This is a genomic window from Streptomyces sp. NPDC040610 (genome assembly GCF_055594065.1).
On record NZ_JBVIXA010000011.1, the window covers coordinates 208,881 to 223,805 of the forward strand.

Below are 14,925 nucleotides of genomic sequence, written 5' to 3' on the forward strand. Positions count from 1 at the left end.
CGGAACCTGTGAAAATCAAGCTCATGGAAAGCAGTGCGAGCAGCTCGCGGCGCGAGGCCACGCGGCAGAAGCTCTACGAAGCCGCCGTCACCCTCATCGCGGAACAGGGTTTCTCCGCCACGACAGTTGACGAGATCGCCGAGCGGGCGGGCGTCGCGAAAGGCACGGTCTACTACAACTTCGCCAGCAAATCCGTCCTCTTCGAAGAGCTGCTGCGGCACGGCGTGGGCCTGCTCACCGCATCCCTGAAGCAGGCCGCCGACGAGGCCGCACGGGAGGGCGGCCGCAAGGTCGACGCCCTGGACGCGATGATCCGCGCGGGCCTCGTCTTCATCGACCGCTACCCGGCCTTCACCCAGCTGTACGTCGCCGAGCTGTGGCGCACCAACCGCGCCTGGCAGTCCACGCTCATGGTGGTGCGCCAGCAGGCCGTGGCGGTGGTCGAGGACGTGCTGCGCGCGGGCGTGGAGAGCGGTGAGCTGAGCGAGGAGATCGACATCCCGCTGACGGCGGCCGCCCTGGTCGGGATGGTCCTGGTGGCGGCGCTCGACTGGCAGTCGTTCCAGCCGGAGCGCTCACTCGACGACGTGCACGCGGCGCTGTCGCGGCTGCTGCAGGGGCGGGTGAGCGGCGGCAGGTGAGCGGCGGCGGGCGGCGGGCCCCTCGGGGGGCCTCATTCACCCGTTCGCAGTCGTCGCGCGACGCCGGTCCGGTGGAGCCTGGATGTCCCAGGCCCCGCCGGACCGGCGCTTGTCGCATTCCCCCGCGCGACCCCCGTGGTCGTCCCCCGGTCGCCCCCGTGCCTCGCTCCCGCCACGGGCGAGGCGGGAGGAGCGGCCAAGGGCGCCGCCCGATTCCGCCGCCCCGTGTCGGCGGTTCCGGTGCAGCGCCCTTCTCCGTGCCCTCACTCTCCCGTCCCCGCAGGTCGGGTCCCATCCGCGCGCGTACTCATCTCCGTGTCTAGGTACGGATACTCAGACGTGGGTGTCCGTGCCCAGGCCGGATCGCGCCCCGCTGGTTACGATCACGCCGTGTCCGTACTCCCCCTGGTGTTCACCAGTGGCTGGGCCAGCGGGATCAACGCCTACGCGGTGATCCTGCTCCTCGGTGTCTTCGGGGCCACCGGCCTGTCCGACGAGGTCCCGGAGTCGCTGCAGAGCCCCGGAGTGCTCATCACCGCGGGCGTGCTCTTCGCCTGCGAGGCCGTCGCCGACAAGATCCCTTACGTGGACTCGGTGTGGGACGCCGTGCACACCGTCGTCCGGCCGGTGTCCGGGGCGGTGGTGGGCGCGCTGCTCGCCGGGCAGAGCGGTTCGCTGTCGGACGTGGCGGCGGGCGCGGTCGGCGGGTCGACGGCCCTCGCGAGCCACGCCGTCAAGGCCGGGACGCGGATGGCGGTCAACACCTCCCCCGAGCCGTTCAGCAACCTCGTCCTGAGCACCGCCGAGGACCTCGGGGTCGGCGGGATCGTCAGCTTCGCGATGTTCCACCCCGAGGCCGCGGCGATCATCGCGGCCGTGCTGCTCGTCGCCGGGCTCGTGCTGCTGCTGTTCCTCGCGCACCGGATCCGGCGTTTCCTGCGGCGCAGGGCGCAGCGGCGGGAGGAGCAGAGGATGGCGGCGGGGCGGCCACCGGACGGGGCTCGGCGCCCGCCGGGCTGATCCGGGCGCTTGCCGGGCTGACCCCCGGCGCCCGTCGGGCTGGCCCAGGCACTCGCCGGGCTGTTCTGAGCACCCGCGGGGCTCACCCTGGCGCCCACCGGAGCGATCTCGCGCCCACCGACCGCTCTGGCCCGCCGCGCCGCTCTGCCCCCCGCTCCGACCTGAGCCCCCGGGCCGACCCGGGCTCCCGACGGCGCTGTCAGTGGGTGCCGATAAAGTCCCTGGCATGGCACGGATTGTGGTGATCGGCGCCGGGATGGGCGCCATGACGGCCGCCGCCCGGCTGGCCGTGGCGGGCCACCAGGTGGTGGTGCACGAGCGCGCGGGGACGTACGGCGGCGCGCTCGGCCGCGTGGAGCGCGACGGCTTCGGGTTCGACACGGGCCCGGCCCTGCTGCACCTGCCCGCGGTCTACCGCGACCTGTTCGTGAAGACGGGCAAGCAGCCCCTGGAGGACTGCGTCGAGCTGTCCCAGGTCGAGCCCGCCGTCCGCCACGTCTTCGCCGACGGCACGGCCGCGGACCTGCCGAACGCCTCCCGCGCGGGCGTCGGCGAGGCCCTGGACAGCGCGCTCGGCGCGGGCTCGGGCGCGCGCTGGGCGGCGTTCATGAACCGCGCGCGGGAGGCCTGGGACCGCACCCGCCGCCCGCTCCTGGAAGAGCCCCTGTGGCCGAACTGGCAGGTCCTCGCGGAGCGCGAGCCCTACCCCTCGGTCGCCCGGAAGCGCCTGCTGCGCCGTGAGCGGCGCGCGGCCACGCTCGCCCAGGTCGCCGAGTTCGAGCTGGGCGGCGAGCCCCGGCTGACCGCGCTCCTGGAGCACTTCGCGCTGGTACGCGGCCTGGATCCGCGCACGGTCCCGGCGAGCGCGGCCGTCCTGCCCTATCTGGAGCAGACCTTCGGCACCTGGTCGGCGCGCGGCGGCATGCGGGCCCTCGCGACCGCCGTGTACGAGCGGTGCCGCGCGCGCAGGGTGGAGTTCGCGTTCGGGTCGGCCGTCGTGCGGATCGTGGAGAAGGACGGGCGCGCGACGGGCGTCGAGCTGGCGGACGGGACCGTCGTGGACGCGGACTTCGTGGTGGCCGGGGTGGCGCCCGGCGCGCTGGACTCGATGCTGTCCGGCACGGCGGCCCGCGCCCCCCAGGACGTGCCCCCGCAGTCCGGGCTCCCCAGCCGACTCACCGTCCTGCTCGCCCTGCGCGGCGCCCGCCCCGAGGGCACGGCGCACCGGACGGTGCTGCACACCACGGACCGCGCGGACGAACTGGACCGTGTCTTCGGGTCCCCGGACGCCCCTGTCTTCGGGACCCCCGGCACCCCCGGCACCCCCGTCTCCGGGACCCCGGACGCTCCGAGAAACACCGGCGACTCCCACCCCGCCCACGACGGCAGCGGCTCCCCCGCCCTCCCCGCCACCCCGACCCTCACGGTCCTGCGCCCGGACGACCCGACGTCCGCGCCGGACGCGGAGCACGAAGCCGTGACGCTGACCGCCGTGGTCCCCGCGGGCGCCGAGGTCACCGACGCGGACGTGCGGCGGCTGATCGCCCGCGCGGCCGCGGTGGTCCCCGGCCTGGACGACCGCCTCCTGTGGCACGAGGTCCGCACGCCCGCGCACGTGGCCGAGGCGACGGGCGCCGAAGGCGGCGCGGTCCCTGCCCCCGTCCTCGCCGCCGCGGCCGGACGGCGGCTGCACCCGGCCAACAGCACGGCCGTGGCGGGGCTCTACGCGGTCGGCGGCTGGTCGCACCCCGGCGGCGGCCTGCCGCACGCGGGCATGTCGGGCACGCTGGCCGCCGGACTCATCGTGGAGGGACCCGAGTTCCGCGGCTCGCAGTGAGCGCGGAACCACGGGAGGGGGGCCTCAGTAGCGGTACTGCTGCTCCCCGTTGACCCCGGGCTCGTAGCCGAACGGGCCCCCGGTCTCCGGCGGCAGCCCCTCGCCCTGGAAGGGCGGGTAGCCGGGCTGCTCGGGCGGGAGTTCCGCGCCGTAGGGCGGCGCGGGCTCGCTCGTGCGCTGGTGCGGGACCCAGACGCCGCCGGGCGGGGTGTCCTGGTAGCCGCCGTAGGTGTCGCCCCCGTAGGGCGCGTACGGCTGCGGGTCCGCGTAGGTGTCGTAGCCCGGCTGCGCGCCGTAGGTCTGCGGGCCGATGTACGGGTCGGAGTAGGCGGCGTAGCGCTGCTCGCCGGTGTCTCCGTAGGCGAAGTGCAGCGGGTCCTGCTGCTCGCCCTGCGCCGGGGCGCCCTGCGGGTCGTACGGCGGGTAGGCGTCGAAGCCGTAGCCGTCACCGGCGGTGGCCTGGGCGTAGGCCGCGTCGTTGTAGACGCCGTACTGCCCGGTGTCGTCGGGCATGGGCTCGGGCTCGTACACCCCGGATCCGGAGGCCTGCTGCTCAAGGACGTCGGAGGCGGACGGTCCGGTCTCGGCGGCGGCCGCGTCGTACTCCAGGTCGGAGACCTGGAGCGTCGGCTCGGCGGGGGCACCGCGGGAGACCGTCTTGCGGCGCTTGCTCGCGCCCGGCTGGCCGCCGAGCGCCCAGCCCGTGGAGAAGCCGCGGCGGAACGACAGCGTCACATACGTCTGCCCGGTGGCGAACGCGATCGCGCCGATGGCGATGACCACCACCGACGGCATCAGGACGCCGATGACCACACCGAGGAAGCCGACGAACGCCAGCAACCGCCAGCGCAGCCGCGCCTTGTACTGCAGCAGCACCTCGCCGAGCAGCCACAGCGCGACTCCGCCGAACGCGATGTAGAGGACCGTCCAGCCCATGTACGCCCCTCTCCCCTGCGGCCGCGGCCCCAGGGGTACGACCGGTCAGGCCTGCTGGTGGTGCAGGCCCAGGTTTTCGTAGATCTCCAGCGTCGCCGTGGAGTTGTTCAAGGTGATGAAGTGCAGCCCCGGCACTCCCTCGGCCAGCAGCCGCGCGCAGAACTCCGTCGCGAACTCGATGCCAATGGAGCGTACAGCGGCGGGATCGTCTTTGGACCTGAGGATCCGCTCTTTCAGTTCCGGCGGGAAGTCCGCATTGCTGAGCTGCGGCAATCGCTCCAGTTGGCGCACGTTCGTCACCGGCATGATCTCCGGGATGATCGGGGTTCCGCAGCCGGCCGCCTCGACGCGGTCGCGCAGGCGCAGGTATTCCTCCGGGTGGAAGAACATCTGGGTGATCGCGTAGTCGGCGCCCGCGCGGCACTTGTCGACGAAGTGCGCGACGTCGTCCTCCCAGGTGTCCGAGCGGGGGTGCATCGCGGGGAAGGCGGCGACGCCCACGCAGAAGTCGCCGGACTCCTTGATGAGGCGTACCAGTTCGGCGGCGTAGGTCAGCCCCTCGGGGTGCTTGACCCAGTCGCCCATCGGGTCGCCGGGCGGGTCACCGCGCAGCGCGAGCATGTTGCGGATCCCGGCGTCCGCGTACTGCCCGATGATGTTGCGCAGTTCGGCGACGGAGTGGTCGACGGCGGTGAGGTGGGCGACGGGCGTCAGCGTCGAGTCGGCGACGATCTGCTGGGTCTCGCGCACCGTGCCCGCGCGCGTGGAGCCGCCCGCACCGTACGTCACGGAGACGAAGCTGGGTGCGACGGCCTCGACCCGGCGCAGCGAGTTCCAGAGGATCCGCTCGCCCTTGGGGGTCTTCGGCGCCGAGAACTCGAACGAGTACGTGGTCTTGCCGGTCGCGAGCATGTCACGCACGGTGCGTGCGCGGTCAGTCCTGGTGGAAGCAGTGCCTAGGGCCATACCGGCAGGTTAGCCAGGCTGGGCCGGTCACCCAACCGCACGTTGGTCATTTGTCCCGTTAGTCGGTTTGTTGTCCACGCATCGGACACCATGGGGGTGTTGCTCAAACAGGCGTACGCATACGGCGTGGGGCGCACAGGAGTGCGGACCCGGTCGCCGTCAGACCGTGCGCAGGCGCTTCGCGAAGTCCGCGGCGGCGGCGCCGGGGTCGTCCGCCTCCGTGATGGCGCGGACGACCACCACCCGGCGCGCGCCCGCCTCGACGACCTCGTCCAGATTGCCCGCGTCGATGCCCCCGATGGCGAACCAGGGGCGGTCGGTGCCGAGCGCGGCCGTGTACCGGACCAGGTCGAGACCCGGGGCGTGGCGGCCCGGCTTCGTGGGCGTCGGCCAGCACGGGCCCGTGCAGAAGTAGTCCACGCCCTCCTGGACGGCGGCCGCGGCGGCCTCGTGCTCGGCGTGCGTGGAGCGGCCGATCAGGACGTCGTCGCCGGTGGCGTCGAGGATGGCGCGGGCCGCGGGCACGGGCAGGTCGCCCTGGCCCAGATGCAGCACGTCGGCGCCGACGGCGTGGGCGACGTCCGCGCGGTCGTTCACCGCGAGGAGCTTGCCGTGGCGGCGGCAGGCGTCCGCGAAGACCTGGAGGTGCTCCAGCTCCTCGGCGGCCTCCATGCCCTTGTCGCGCAGCTGCACGATGTCGACGCCGCCCGCGAGGACGGCGTCCAGGAACTCGGGGAGGTCCCCCTGGCGCTTGCGCGCGTCGACGCACAGATAGAGCAGGGCGTCGGCGAGCCGGGCGCGCGCGGAGGCGCCCGCCGTGTCGGTGGCCATGAAGGGGTCCCCCCGTGTCGGTGGCGTACGGGCCGCGGCCGCGGCCCGTACGCCGGACGGTCGTTTCAGGTCAGACGGCGAGCGCCTGCGCGCGGCGCTTCACCTCCGTCCCGCGATTCTCGCTCAGGGCCTGCGCGGGGGTGCCGGGCAGGGTCGGGTCGGGGGTGAAGAGCCACTCCAGTGCCTCTTCGTCGGTGAAGCCGTCGTCCCGCAGGAGCGTCAGGGTGCCTACGAGGCCCTTGACCACCTTGTCGCCGTCGATGAAGGCGGCGGGCACCTGCAGCGTGCGGTTCTCACCGCGGCGCACGGCGATCAGCTGGCCCTCCTTGACCAGCTGGCGCACGCGCGTCACCTCCATGTCGAGCATCTCTGCGATGTCGGGGAGGTGCAGCCAGGCGGGGACGAGAGCATCGGTCTTTGCGTCAATCTCGGTCACGGATCAAGCGTGCCATTTCTGGCCGGGGGCCGGTAGCGGGGGTGGGGTGCGGGTGCGCCCCACGGTGCCCCATGGGGGTATGGGTGGTCTGCGTGGTCACTGAGGTGGGCCGGAACCGGAGCCACTCACAAACAGATGCGCCGATCAGGCCGTGGCCTTCTTGAGAGGGACCGACGGGTCTGCCAGCAGCGTCGGGTCCAAGCGGGACCCGGACTCGATCAGTTTGCGGGCCTGGGCCAGGTCGCGGGGGCGGCCCACCGCCAGGAGGGCGGTCAGGGCGCCGTCGCGGAGCCAGCAGACCGACCAGGCCGGGGTGGTGGGGTCGCCGCGCCAGAGGAGGTCGTCGGTGGGGGTGTGATGCCCCGCGTACTGGACGAAGCGGCCGAACTGCTCGGACCAGAAGTACGGGACGGGGTCGTACGCCGTCGGGCTCTCGCCGACGATGGCGGCGGCGACCGTGCGCGGCCCCTGGACGGCGTTGTCCCAGTGGTGCACGAGCAGCCGCTCGCCGTACCGCCGCGAGGGGAAGGACGCGCAGTCGCCGACGGCGTACACATCGGCCGCGGACGTGCGCAGATGGTCGTCGGCGAGCACCTCGCGGTGGGCGCCGAGCGCGATGCCGGAGCCCGCGAGCCACGCCGTCGCGGGCCGCGCGCCGATGCCGACGACGACGGCGCCCGCGGGCAGCCGCGTGCCGTCGTCGAGGAACACCACGCCGGGCTCGACACGCTCCACGCGCGCGTGGGTGCGCAGTTCGGCGCCCGCGTCCGCGTACCAGGCCGTCATCGGCGCCGCGACCTCGGCGGGCAGCGCGCCCGCGAGCGGCCGGTCGGCGGCCTCCACCACGGTCACCGAGCAGCCCGCCTCCCGGGCCGCCGTGGCGAACTCCGCGCCGATCCAGCCCGCGCCGACGACCACGACGTCGTGCTGCTCGGCGAGGACGGGCCGCAGCCGCTCGGCGTCGTCGAGGGTGCGCAGCAGATGTACGCCGGGGACGCCCTCGGAGCCGGGCAGGCGGATCGGTTCGGCTCCGGTCGCGAGGACCAGGCTGTCGTACGCGACCGGGCCCGCCTCGGTGTCCAGTTCATGGTCGGCGGGGCGGACACCGGTGACGTCGACGCCGAGCCGCAGTTCGACGCCGAGGGCCTCGAAGTCGATGTCGAAGGCCGAGCCCTCCGCCTTGCCGAGGAGCACCGCCTTCGACAGCGGCGGCCTGTCGTACGGCTGATGGGGCTCCGCGCCGATCAGCGTGACCGCGCCCGTGAACCCCTGCTCGCGCAGCGCCACGGCGGACTGCACCCCGGCCATCCCGGCGCCGACGATCACGACGCGCCGCCCCGACTCCACCCGCTTCTGCTCCTCGCTCACCCGGCCAACTGTAGGACGGCGCCCCCGCCCGCGGACACGACGGGCTTAACCACCCGCGGGACGACGGGCTACGCTGGCCGTGCAGAGCACTCGCGGGAGCCCGGACGCACCGGGCTGAGAGGGAGGCTGGGACGGCCTCCGACCGTACGAACCTGATCCGGGTCATGCCGGCGAAGGGAGGGGCTGGACGCCCATGCGTTCCCGTACGAATTCAGATCCACGGACGAGGTCGAGCGCGAGCACGACGCCGAGCACGACTGCGCGTACGAGCACGACGCCGAACACCACCGCGCGTACGAGCACAGACGTCCTCGTCATCGGTGGTGGCGTCATCGGGCTCGTCACCGCCTGGCGGGCCGCGCAGCGCGGGCTCGCCGTCACCGTCGTCGACCCCGATCCCGGCGGCGGCGCGGCGCAGGTCGCGGCGGGCATGCTGGCCGCCGTCACCGAACTCCACCACGGCGAGCAGACCCTGCTCGGCCTCAACCTCGCCTCCGCGCGCCGCTATCCGGACTTCGTGGCCGAGCTGACGGAGGCGACCGGGCACGACGTCGGCTACCGCGCGTGCGGCACGCTCGCCGTCGCCCTCGACTCCGACGACCGCGCCCACCTGCGCGAACTGCACGCCCTCCAGCAGCGGTCGGGGCTCACACCGGAGTGGCTGAACGGCCGCGAGTGCCGCCGTCTGGAGCCGATGCTCGCTCCGGGTGTACGCGGCGGGCTGCGCGTCGACGACGACCACCAGGTCGACCCGCGCAGGCTCGCGGCCGCCCTCGTCGTGGCCTGCGAACAGGCCGGGGTGACGTTCACGCGCGCGTGGGCGCAGGAGCTCTCGGTCGTACGGGAGCGGGCCACCGGCGTCGTCCTCGCCGACGGCACCGCGCTGGCCGCCGGGCAGACGGTGCTCGCCGCGGGCAGCCTCAGCGGGCGGCTCGCGGGGGTGCCTGGCGACGTGCTGCCGCCGGTGCGGCCCGTGAAGGGGCAGGTGCTGCGGCTGACGGTGCCCGGGCGGTACGCGCCGTTCCTCCACCGCACCGTGCGCGCGGTCGTGCGCGGCAGCCACGTCTACCTGGTGCCGCGCGTCAGCGGTGAGCTGGTCGTCGGCGCGACCAGCGAGGAACTGGGCTGGGACACCACGGTCACGGCGGGCGGCGTGTACGAACTGCTGCGCGACGCCCACGAACTCGTACCCGGCATCACGGAGCTGCCGCTCACGGAGACCCGCGCCGGGCTGCGGCCCGCGTCCCCCGACAACGCGCCCCTCCTCGGCCCCACCGCGCTGCCCGGCCTGCACCTGGCCACCGGCCACTACCGCAACGGCGTCCTCCTGACGCCCGTCACCGGGGACGTCATGGCGCACGCCCTGTCCACGGGCGAACTGCCGGAGGTGGCACGGGCGTTCACACCGGCCCGCTTCACGGAACTCCCACACCCACCCTGCACACCCACGACTCCCACCCCCTCCCCCGCATCCCCCGAGGACCTCACGGAGCTGTCCGCATGACCACGCCGTTCGCCGTATTCGCCGTCTCCGTCAACGGAGAAGTACGAGACGTGGCCGCCGGGACCACGCTCGACACCGTCGTCGCCCAACTGTCCACCGCCCACTCCGGTGTCGCCGCCGCGCTCAACGAAACCGTCGTCCCGCGCGCGGAGTGGGCCGCCACCGCGCTCAGCGACGGCGACCGCGTCGAAGTCCTCACCGCCGTCCAGGGAGGCTGACGCACATGGCGGACGATCCCTTCGTCATCGGCGGCCTCACGCTGTCGTCGCGCCTGATCATGGGTACGGGGGGTGCGCCCAGCCTCGACGTCCTGGAGCGGTCCCTCGTCGCGTCCGGGACGGAGCTGACGACCGTCGCGATGCGGCGGCTCGACCCCGGCGTCCAGGGCTCCGTGCTGTCCGTCCTCGACCGGCTCGGCGTGCGGGTGCTGCCGAACACGGCGGGCTGCTTCACCGCGGGCGAGGCCGTCCTGACCGCGCGGCTCGCGCGGGAGGCTCTCGGCACCGACCTGGTGAAGCTGGAGGTCATCGCGGACGAGCGCACGCTGCTGCCCGACCCGGTGGAACTCCTCGACGCGGCCGAGGTCCTCGTCGACGACGGCTTCACCGTCCTTCCGTACACCAACGACGACCCCGTGCTCGCCCGGAAGCTGGAGGACGTGGGCTGCGCCGCCGTGATGCCGCTCGGCTCCCCCATCGGCTCCGGGCTCGGCATCCGCAACCCGCACAACTTCCAGCTCATCGTGGAGCAGGCGAGCGTGCCGGTGATCCTGGACGCCGGGGCCGGTACGGCGTCGGACGCGGCCCTCGCGATGGAGCTGGGCTGCGCCGGGGTGATGCTCGCGTCGGCCGTGACGCGGGCGCGCGAGCCCGTGCTCATGGCCGAGGCGATGCGTCACGGAGTCCTGGCGGGACGCCTGGCGCACCTGGGCGGCCGCATCCCCCGACGCCACTTCGCCGAGGCCTCATCCCCCACAACCGGCCAAGCCACCCTCGACCCCGAACGCCCAGCGTTCTGACCCCCGGCAACCCCAGCCACCGCTCCGCGGCGGCCTCTCCCACCCGCCCACCCGTGACTGTTGTCCCCGGGTGCACCCAGGGGGGCGCGTTGCGAGACCGGGGTGAGGGGTGGGGGGCGGCGACGGCCGCGGAAGGGCCGCGGGGGCCAGGCCGGGCCGGGGGAAGCGGCGCGTCGAGGGCATGGGGCAGTCGGGAGCTGCCCGGCAGGGGACGGGCTCACCCCGGGGGGGACGACAGTCACGGGCGGGCAGGAAGGCCGCGCGCAGCACGGCCGCACGGGGGCACGGGGCAGGCGGGAGCCACCCCGCAGGGGACGGGCTCACCCCGGGGGGACAACAGTCACGGGCGGGCGGGAAGGCCGCGCGCAGCACGGCCGCACGGGGGCACGGGGCAGGCGGGAGCCACCCCGCAGGGGACGGCCTCACCCCGGGGGGACAACAGTCACAGGCGGGCGGGAAGGCCGCGCGCAGCACGGCCGCACGGGGGCACGGGGCAGGCGGGAGCCACCCGGAGGGGACGGGCTCGCCTCGGGGACGACAGTCACGGGTGGGCGGGTGGGAGAGGCCGCGCGCAGCGCGGTGTGGGGGTTGCCGGGGCGGAGGAGGAGAGCGGCCCCGGGTACGGGGCGGTTCGGCGTCGGTTACAGGTGCGCTGCAGTCTCGTCGGCCCACCGCCCGCGAGCGCCGCGCCCCGAGCACCGCCTCGTAGACTCCCCCCGTGGACACGACCCTCAAGGACCCCCTCGTCGGGCAGGTGCTCGACGGCCGCTATCGCGTCGACGGACGGATCGCGGTCGGCGGGATGGCCACGGTCTACCGGGCCGTGGACACCCGTCTCGACCGCATGCTCGCCCTGAAGGTGATGCACCCGACCCTCGCGGCCGACGCCTCGTTCGTCGACCGCTTCATCCGCGAGGCCAAGTCGGTGGCCCGCCTCGCGCACCCGAACGTGGTCGGGGTCTTCGACCAGGGCACGGACGGCCCGTACGTGTATCTGGCGATGGAGTACATCGCCGGGTGCACGCTCCGCGACGTACTGCGCGAGCGCGGCGCCCTGCGCCCCCGCGCCGCCCTGGACATCCTGGAGCCCGTGCTCGCCGCCCTCGGCGCCGCGCACCGCGCCGGGTTCGTGCACCGCGACATGAAGCCGGAGAACGTCCTGATAGGGGACGACGGCCGGGTGAAGGTCGCCGACTTCGGTCTCGTACGGGCCGTGGACTCCGTCACGAACACGACCGGCACGGTCCTCGGCACGGTCTCCTACCTCGCCCCGGAGCAGATCGAGCACGGCACGGCCGACACCCGGGTCGACGTGTACGCCTCCGGTGTCGTCCTGTACGAGATGCTCACCGGCACCAAGCCGCACCAGGGCGACTCCCCCGCCCAGGTCCTCTTCCAGCACCTCAACGAGGACGTACCGCCGCCCTCCGCCGCCGTACCGGGCCTCGCCTTCGAGCTCGACGAACTGGTCGCGTCGGCGACCGCGCGCAACCCCGACCTGCGCCCCCACGACGCGGTGGCCCTCCTCGGGCAGCTGCGCGAGGCCCGGTTCGCACTCACCGAGGCGCAGTTGGACGCGATACCCCCGCAGGCCCGCGGCACCGAGAGCCAGAGCGGGCAGAACGGGCACGGCGGCTCCGAGGACCGTACGAGCGTCATTCCGCGCGCGGCACGCCCCGTACAGCTGCCCCTGCCCACCGCGGACGAGCCCGAGCGCCCCGCGACGGATCCCCGCACCTCCCCGCGCCAGGAACCCGACCCCCGGCAGGACGGGCTCAGCCACACCAGCGTGCTGCGCACCCCGCCGCCCGGACCACCCCCGTCGGCGGCCCCCGCCTCCCCCGTGGCGCGGTTCCGGCAGCGCCTCACCACGCGCCGCGGGATCACCGCCGTGATCGCCGCCGTCCTGCTGGCCCTCGGGCTCGGCGCGGGCGTCTGGTACATCAACTCGGGCCAGTTCACGAAGGTCCCGCCGCTCCTGGCGAAGACGGAGGCCGACGCGCGCAAGCGTCTCGACAGCGCCGGTCTCGACGTACGCAAGGTCAAGCGCGCGTACAGCGACACCGACAAGCGCGGCACGGTCATGGCGACCGACCCCGATGTCGGCGAGCGCATCCGGCACAACGGCAAGGTGACGCTGACCGTCTCCCTCGGCCCGGAGACCGTCAAGGTGCCGGACCTCGAGGGCACACCCCTGGACAAGGCGAAGGACGAGCTCGACGACGCGGGCCTCGGGGCCGGCATGGTCACCAAGGCCTTCAGCGACGACGTCGAGAAGGGCGCCGTGATCAGCACGGACCCGGGGGCCGGAAAGGTCCGCAAGGCGGGCTCGGCCGTCGCGCTCGTCGTCAGCAAGGGCCGCGCGGTCGAGCTGCCCGACGTCACCGGCGACGCGGAGAGCGACGCCCGCGCGGAGCTGGAGGAAGCCGGTCTGAAGGTGCGGATCGCCCCGGAGCGGGTCACCTCCGACGAGGACAAGGGCACGGTCGTCGAGCAGTCCCCGAGCGGGGACAGGACGGTCGCCGAGGGCGACACGGTCGAGCTGACGATCTCCAAGGGCCCGCCGCTGGTCGAGGTCCCGGACGTCGAGGGCATGAGCGTCGACGAGGCCAGGGACAAGCTGGAGGCGGCCGGCTTCGACGTCGACGAGGACCGCGGGCTGCTCGACATCTTCGCGGACAAGGTGAAGGACCAGTCGGTGGACGGCGGCGACAAGGCCCCCAAGGGGTCGACGATCACCATCAAGATCGGCTGAGCCGGGGACCGGCCCCCACGCCGGTCCCCGCCCCCGCCCCGTGCCACCCTTGACCGGGTGAGCACCGAGAAGTCCCCCGACTCCCCCCGCACCCCCCTGACCGCGCAGGCCCGCCGCAACCCCGTCGGCAGCCACGTCCCCGTCGCGGGCGGCCTCGCCTCCGTGGGCCTCGCCTACGCGCGCGACCTCGCCGCCGAGACCGTGCAGGTCTTCGTGGCCAACCCGCGCGGCTGGGCGACCCCGCCCGGGAACCCGAAGCAGGACGAGGAGTTCCGGGCCGTCTGCGCGGCCGAGGGCGTCCCCGCCTACGTACACGCCCCCTACCTGATCAACTTCGGCTCGCACACCGAGGCGACGGTGGAGAAGTCCGTGGAGTCGATGCGGCACTCCCTGCGTCGCGGTCGCGAGATCGGCGCGCTCGGGGTCGTCGTGCACACCGGTTCGGCGACGGGCGGCCGGGAGCGGAAGGTGGCGCTGCGCCAGGTACGGGAGCGGGTGCTGCCGCTGCTGGACGAGCTGACCCATGACGACGACCCGTTCCTGCTCCTGGAGTCGACCGCCGGGCAGGGCGCCTCGCTGTGCTCGCGCACCTGGGACTTCGGGCCGTACTTCGAGGCCCTGGACGCCCATCCGAAGCTCGGCGTCTGCCTGGACACCTGCCACATCTTCGCGGCGGGGCACGACCTGGCGGGGCCCGGCGGCATGAAGCAGACCCTCGACCTGCTCGTGGACACGGTCGGCCCGGGCCGGCTGAAGCTGGTGCACGCCAACGACTCCAAGGACGTCGTCGCCGCCCACAAGGACCGCCACGAGAACATCGGCTCCGGCCACATCGGCGCCGACCCGTTCCGCGAGCTGATGACCCACCCGGCGACCGAGGGCGTGCCCCTGATCATCGAGACGCCGGGCGGCAAGGAGGGGCACGCGGCCGATGTGGCCCGCCTGAAGGAGCTACGGGACGCATGATCCTTCCCTCTTGAGGAATACCCCCCAGGGGTATACGGTTCCTGTCAGTGCAGGAGCCGTTATTCGACGTTGGGGGATTTCTCATGCAGCACGACACGCACGCCGGACACCAGGACCACAGCGGCCACGAGGGCCACGGCGGGCATGAGGAGCACGGCGGGCACGCGGGCCACAGCCACAGCGGGCACCACGGCATGGGCAAGGTCAGCTGGTCCATGGCCGCGCAGGCCACCCTGCACTGCCTCACCGGGTGCGCCATCGGCGAGGTCCTCGGCATGGTGATCGGCACCGCGCTCGGCTGGGGCAACGTGCCGACGATGGTGCTCGCGATCGCCCTAGCGTTCTTCTTCGGCTACGCGCTGACGCTGCGCGGCATCCTGAAGTCCGGCGTCGACTTCCGGACAGCGATCAAGGTCGCGCTCGCCGCCGACACCCTCTCCATCGCCGTGATGGAGCTGATCGACAACGGCGTGATCGCCCTCTGGCCCGGCGCCATGGACGCCCATCTCACGGACGCGATGTTCTGGATCGTCCTCGCCATCGCGCTCGCCGCCGCCTTCGTGATCACCACCCCGGTCAACAAGTGGATGATCGGCCGCGGCAAGGGCCACGCGGTGGTCCACCAGTACCACCACTGACCCCGGCCG

General features: G+C 73.7%; 14 protein-coding genes and 1 riboswitch. Of the genes, 9 read left to right on the top strand and 5 right to left on the bottom strand.

The features are described 5' to 3' along the window. The first annotated feature begins 23 nt into the window (after window positions 1-23). From ACZ6AA_RS31775 to ACZ6AA_RS31785, 3 genes are all read left to right on the top strand, one after another. Complete coding sequence (locus tag ACZ6AA_RS31775; RefSeq protein ID WP_468449077.1) at window positions 24-641, top strand: TetR/AcrR family transcriptional regulator; 618 nt, start codon at window positions 24-26, stop codon at window positions 639-641. A 390-nt stretch (window positions 642-1,031) separates the two neighbouring features. Beyond that, window positions 1,032-1,661: a DUF4126 domain-containing protein gene (locus ACZ6AA_RS31780; RefSeq protein WP_468449101.1), complete on the top strand. Its 630-nt coding sequence runs from the start codon at window positions 1,032-1,034 to the stop codon at window positions 1,659-1,661. A 226-nt stretch (window positions 1,662-1,887) separates the two neighbouring features. Beyond that, window positions 1,888-3,498, top strand: coding sequence for a phytoene desaturase family protein (locus tag ACZ6AA_RS31785; RefSeq protein ID WP_468481044.1), 1,611 nt, complete (start codon window positions 1,888-1,890; stop codon window positions 3,496-3,498). Between the two features lie 24 nt (window positions 3,499-3,522). On the opposite strand, the gene ACZ6AA_RS31790 is transcribed toward ACZ6AA_RS31785, so the two are convergent. From ACZ6AA_RS31790 to ACZ6AA_RS31810, 5 genes are all read right to left on the bottom strand, one after another. After that, entirely contained in the window at window positions 3,523-4,434 is a 912-nt protein-coding gene (locus ACZ6AA_RS31790) for a hypothetical protein (RefSeq protein ID WP_471461753.1), read from the bottom strand. A 45-nt stretch (window positions 4,435-4,479) separates the two neighbouring features. Beyond that, entirely contained in the window at window positions 4,480-5,400 is a 921-nt protein-coding gene (metF, locus tag ACZ6AA_RS31795; protein WP_468449107.1) for a methylenetetrahydrofolate reductase [NAD(P)H], read from the bottom strand. Between the two features lie 159 nt (window positions 5,401-5,559). Continuing rightward, window positions 5,560-6,231 carry a thiamine phosphate synthase gene (gene thiE / locus ACZ6AA_RS31800; protein ID WP_471461757.1) on the bottom strand — a complete coding sequence of 224 codons (672 nt, stop codon included), beginning with the start codon at window positions 6,229-6,231 and terminating at the stop codon, window positions 5,560-5,562. 70 nt (window positions 6,232-6,301) lie between these two features. Next, complete coding sequence (locus ACZ6AA_RS31805) at window positions 6,302-6,667, bottom strand: Rv2175c family DNA-binding protein (RefSeq protein WP_468481041.1); 366 nt, start codon at window positions 6,665-6,667, stop codon at window positions 6,302-6,304. 144 nt (window positions 6,668-6,811) lie between these two features. Beyond that, entirely contained in the window at window positions 6,812-7,975 is a 1,164-nt protein-coding gene (locus ACZ6AA_RS31810; protein WP_471461898.1) for an NAD(P)/FAD-dependent oxidoreductase, read from the bottom strand. A gap of 142 nt (window positions 7,976-8,117) precedes the next feature. Further along, window positions 8,118-8,231, top strand: a riboswitch (TPP riboswitch). Here ACZ6AA_RS31810 and thiO point away from each other — a divergent pair. The 6 genes from thiO (at window position 8,229) to ACZ6AA_RS31840 (ending at window position 14,916) form a co-directional block, all read left to right on the top strand. Next, window positions 8,229-9,539 carry a glycine oxidase ThiO gene (gene thiO, locus ACZ6AA_RS31815; protein ID WP_471461761.1) on the top strand — a complete coding sequence of 437 codons (1,311 nt, stop codon included), beginning with the start codon at window positions 8,229-8,231 and terminating at the stop codon, window positions 9,537-9,539. (Overlaps the previous riboswitch by 3 nt.) Further along, on the top strand, window positions 9,536-9,757 hold the full coding sequence (gene thiS / locus ACZ6AA_RS31820; RefSeq protein WP_468449113.1) for a sulfur carrier protein ThiS: 222 nt from the start codon (window positions 9,536-9,538) through the stop codon (window positions 9,755-9,757). The genes thiO and thiS overlap by 4 nt, the downstream gene beginning before the upstream one ends. A 5-nt stretch (window positions 9,758-9,762) precedes the next feature. Beyond that, window positions 9,763-10,557 carry a thiazole synthase gene (locus ACZ6AA_RS31825; RefSeq protein ID WP_468449115.1) on the top strand — a complete coding sequence of 265 codons (795 nt, stop codon included), beginning with the start codon at window positions 9,763-9,765 and terminating at the stop codon, window positions 10,555-10,557. A 718-nt stretch (window positions 10,558-11,275) separates the two neighbouring features. Further along, entirely contained in the window at window positions 11,276-13,312 is a 2,037-nt protein-coding gene (gene pknB / locus ACZ6AA_RS31830; protein WP_471461765.1) for a Stk1 family PASTA domain-containing Ser/Thr kinase, read from the top strand. Window positions 13,313-13,369: 57 nt separating this feature from the next. Then, complete coding sequence (locus ACZ6AA_RS31835; protein ID WP_471461768.1) at window positions 13,370-14,278, top strand: deoxyribonuclease IV; 909 nt, start codon at window positions 13,370-13,372, stop codon at window positions 14,276-14,278. An 83-nt stretch (window positions 14,279-14,361) separates the two neighbouring features. Then, entirely contained in the window at window positions 14,362-14,916 is a 555-nt protein-coding gene (locus ACZ6AA_RS31840; RefSeq protein ID WP_468449121.1) for a DUF4396 domain-containing protein, read from the top strand. Window positions 14,917-14,925: the final 9 nt, after the last annotated feature.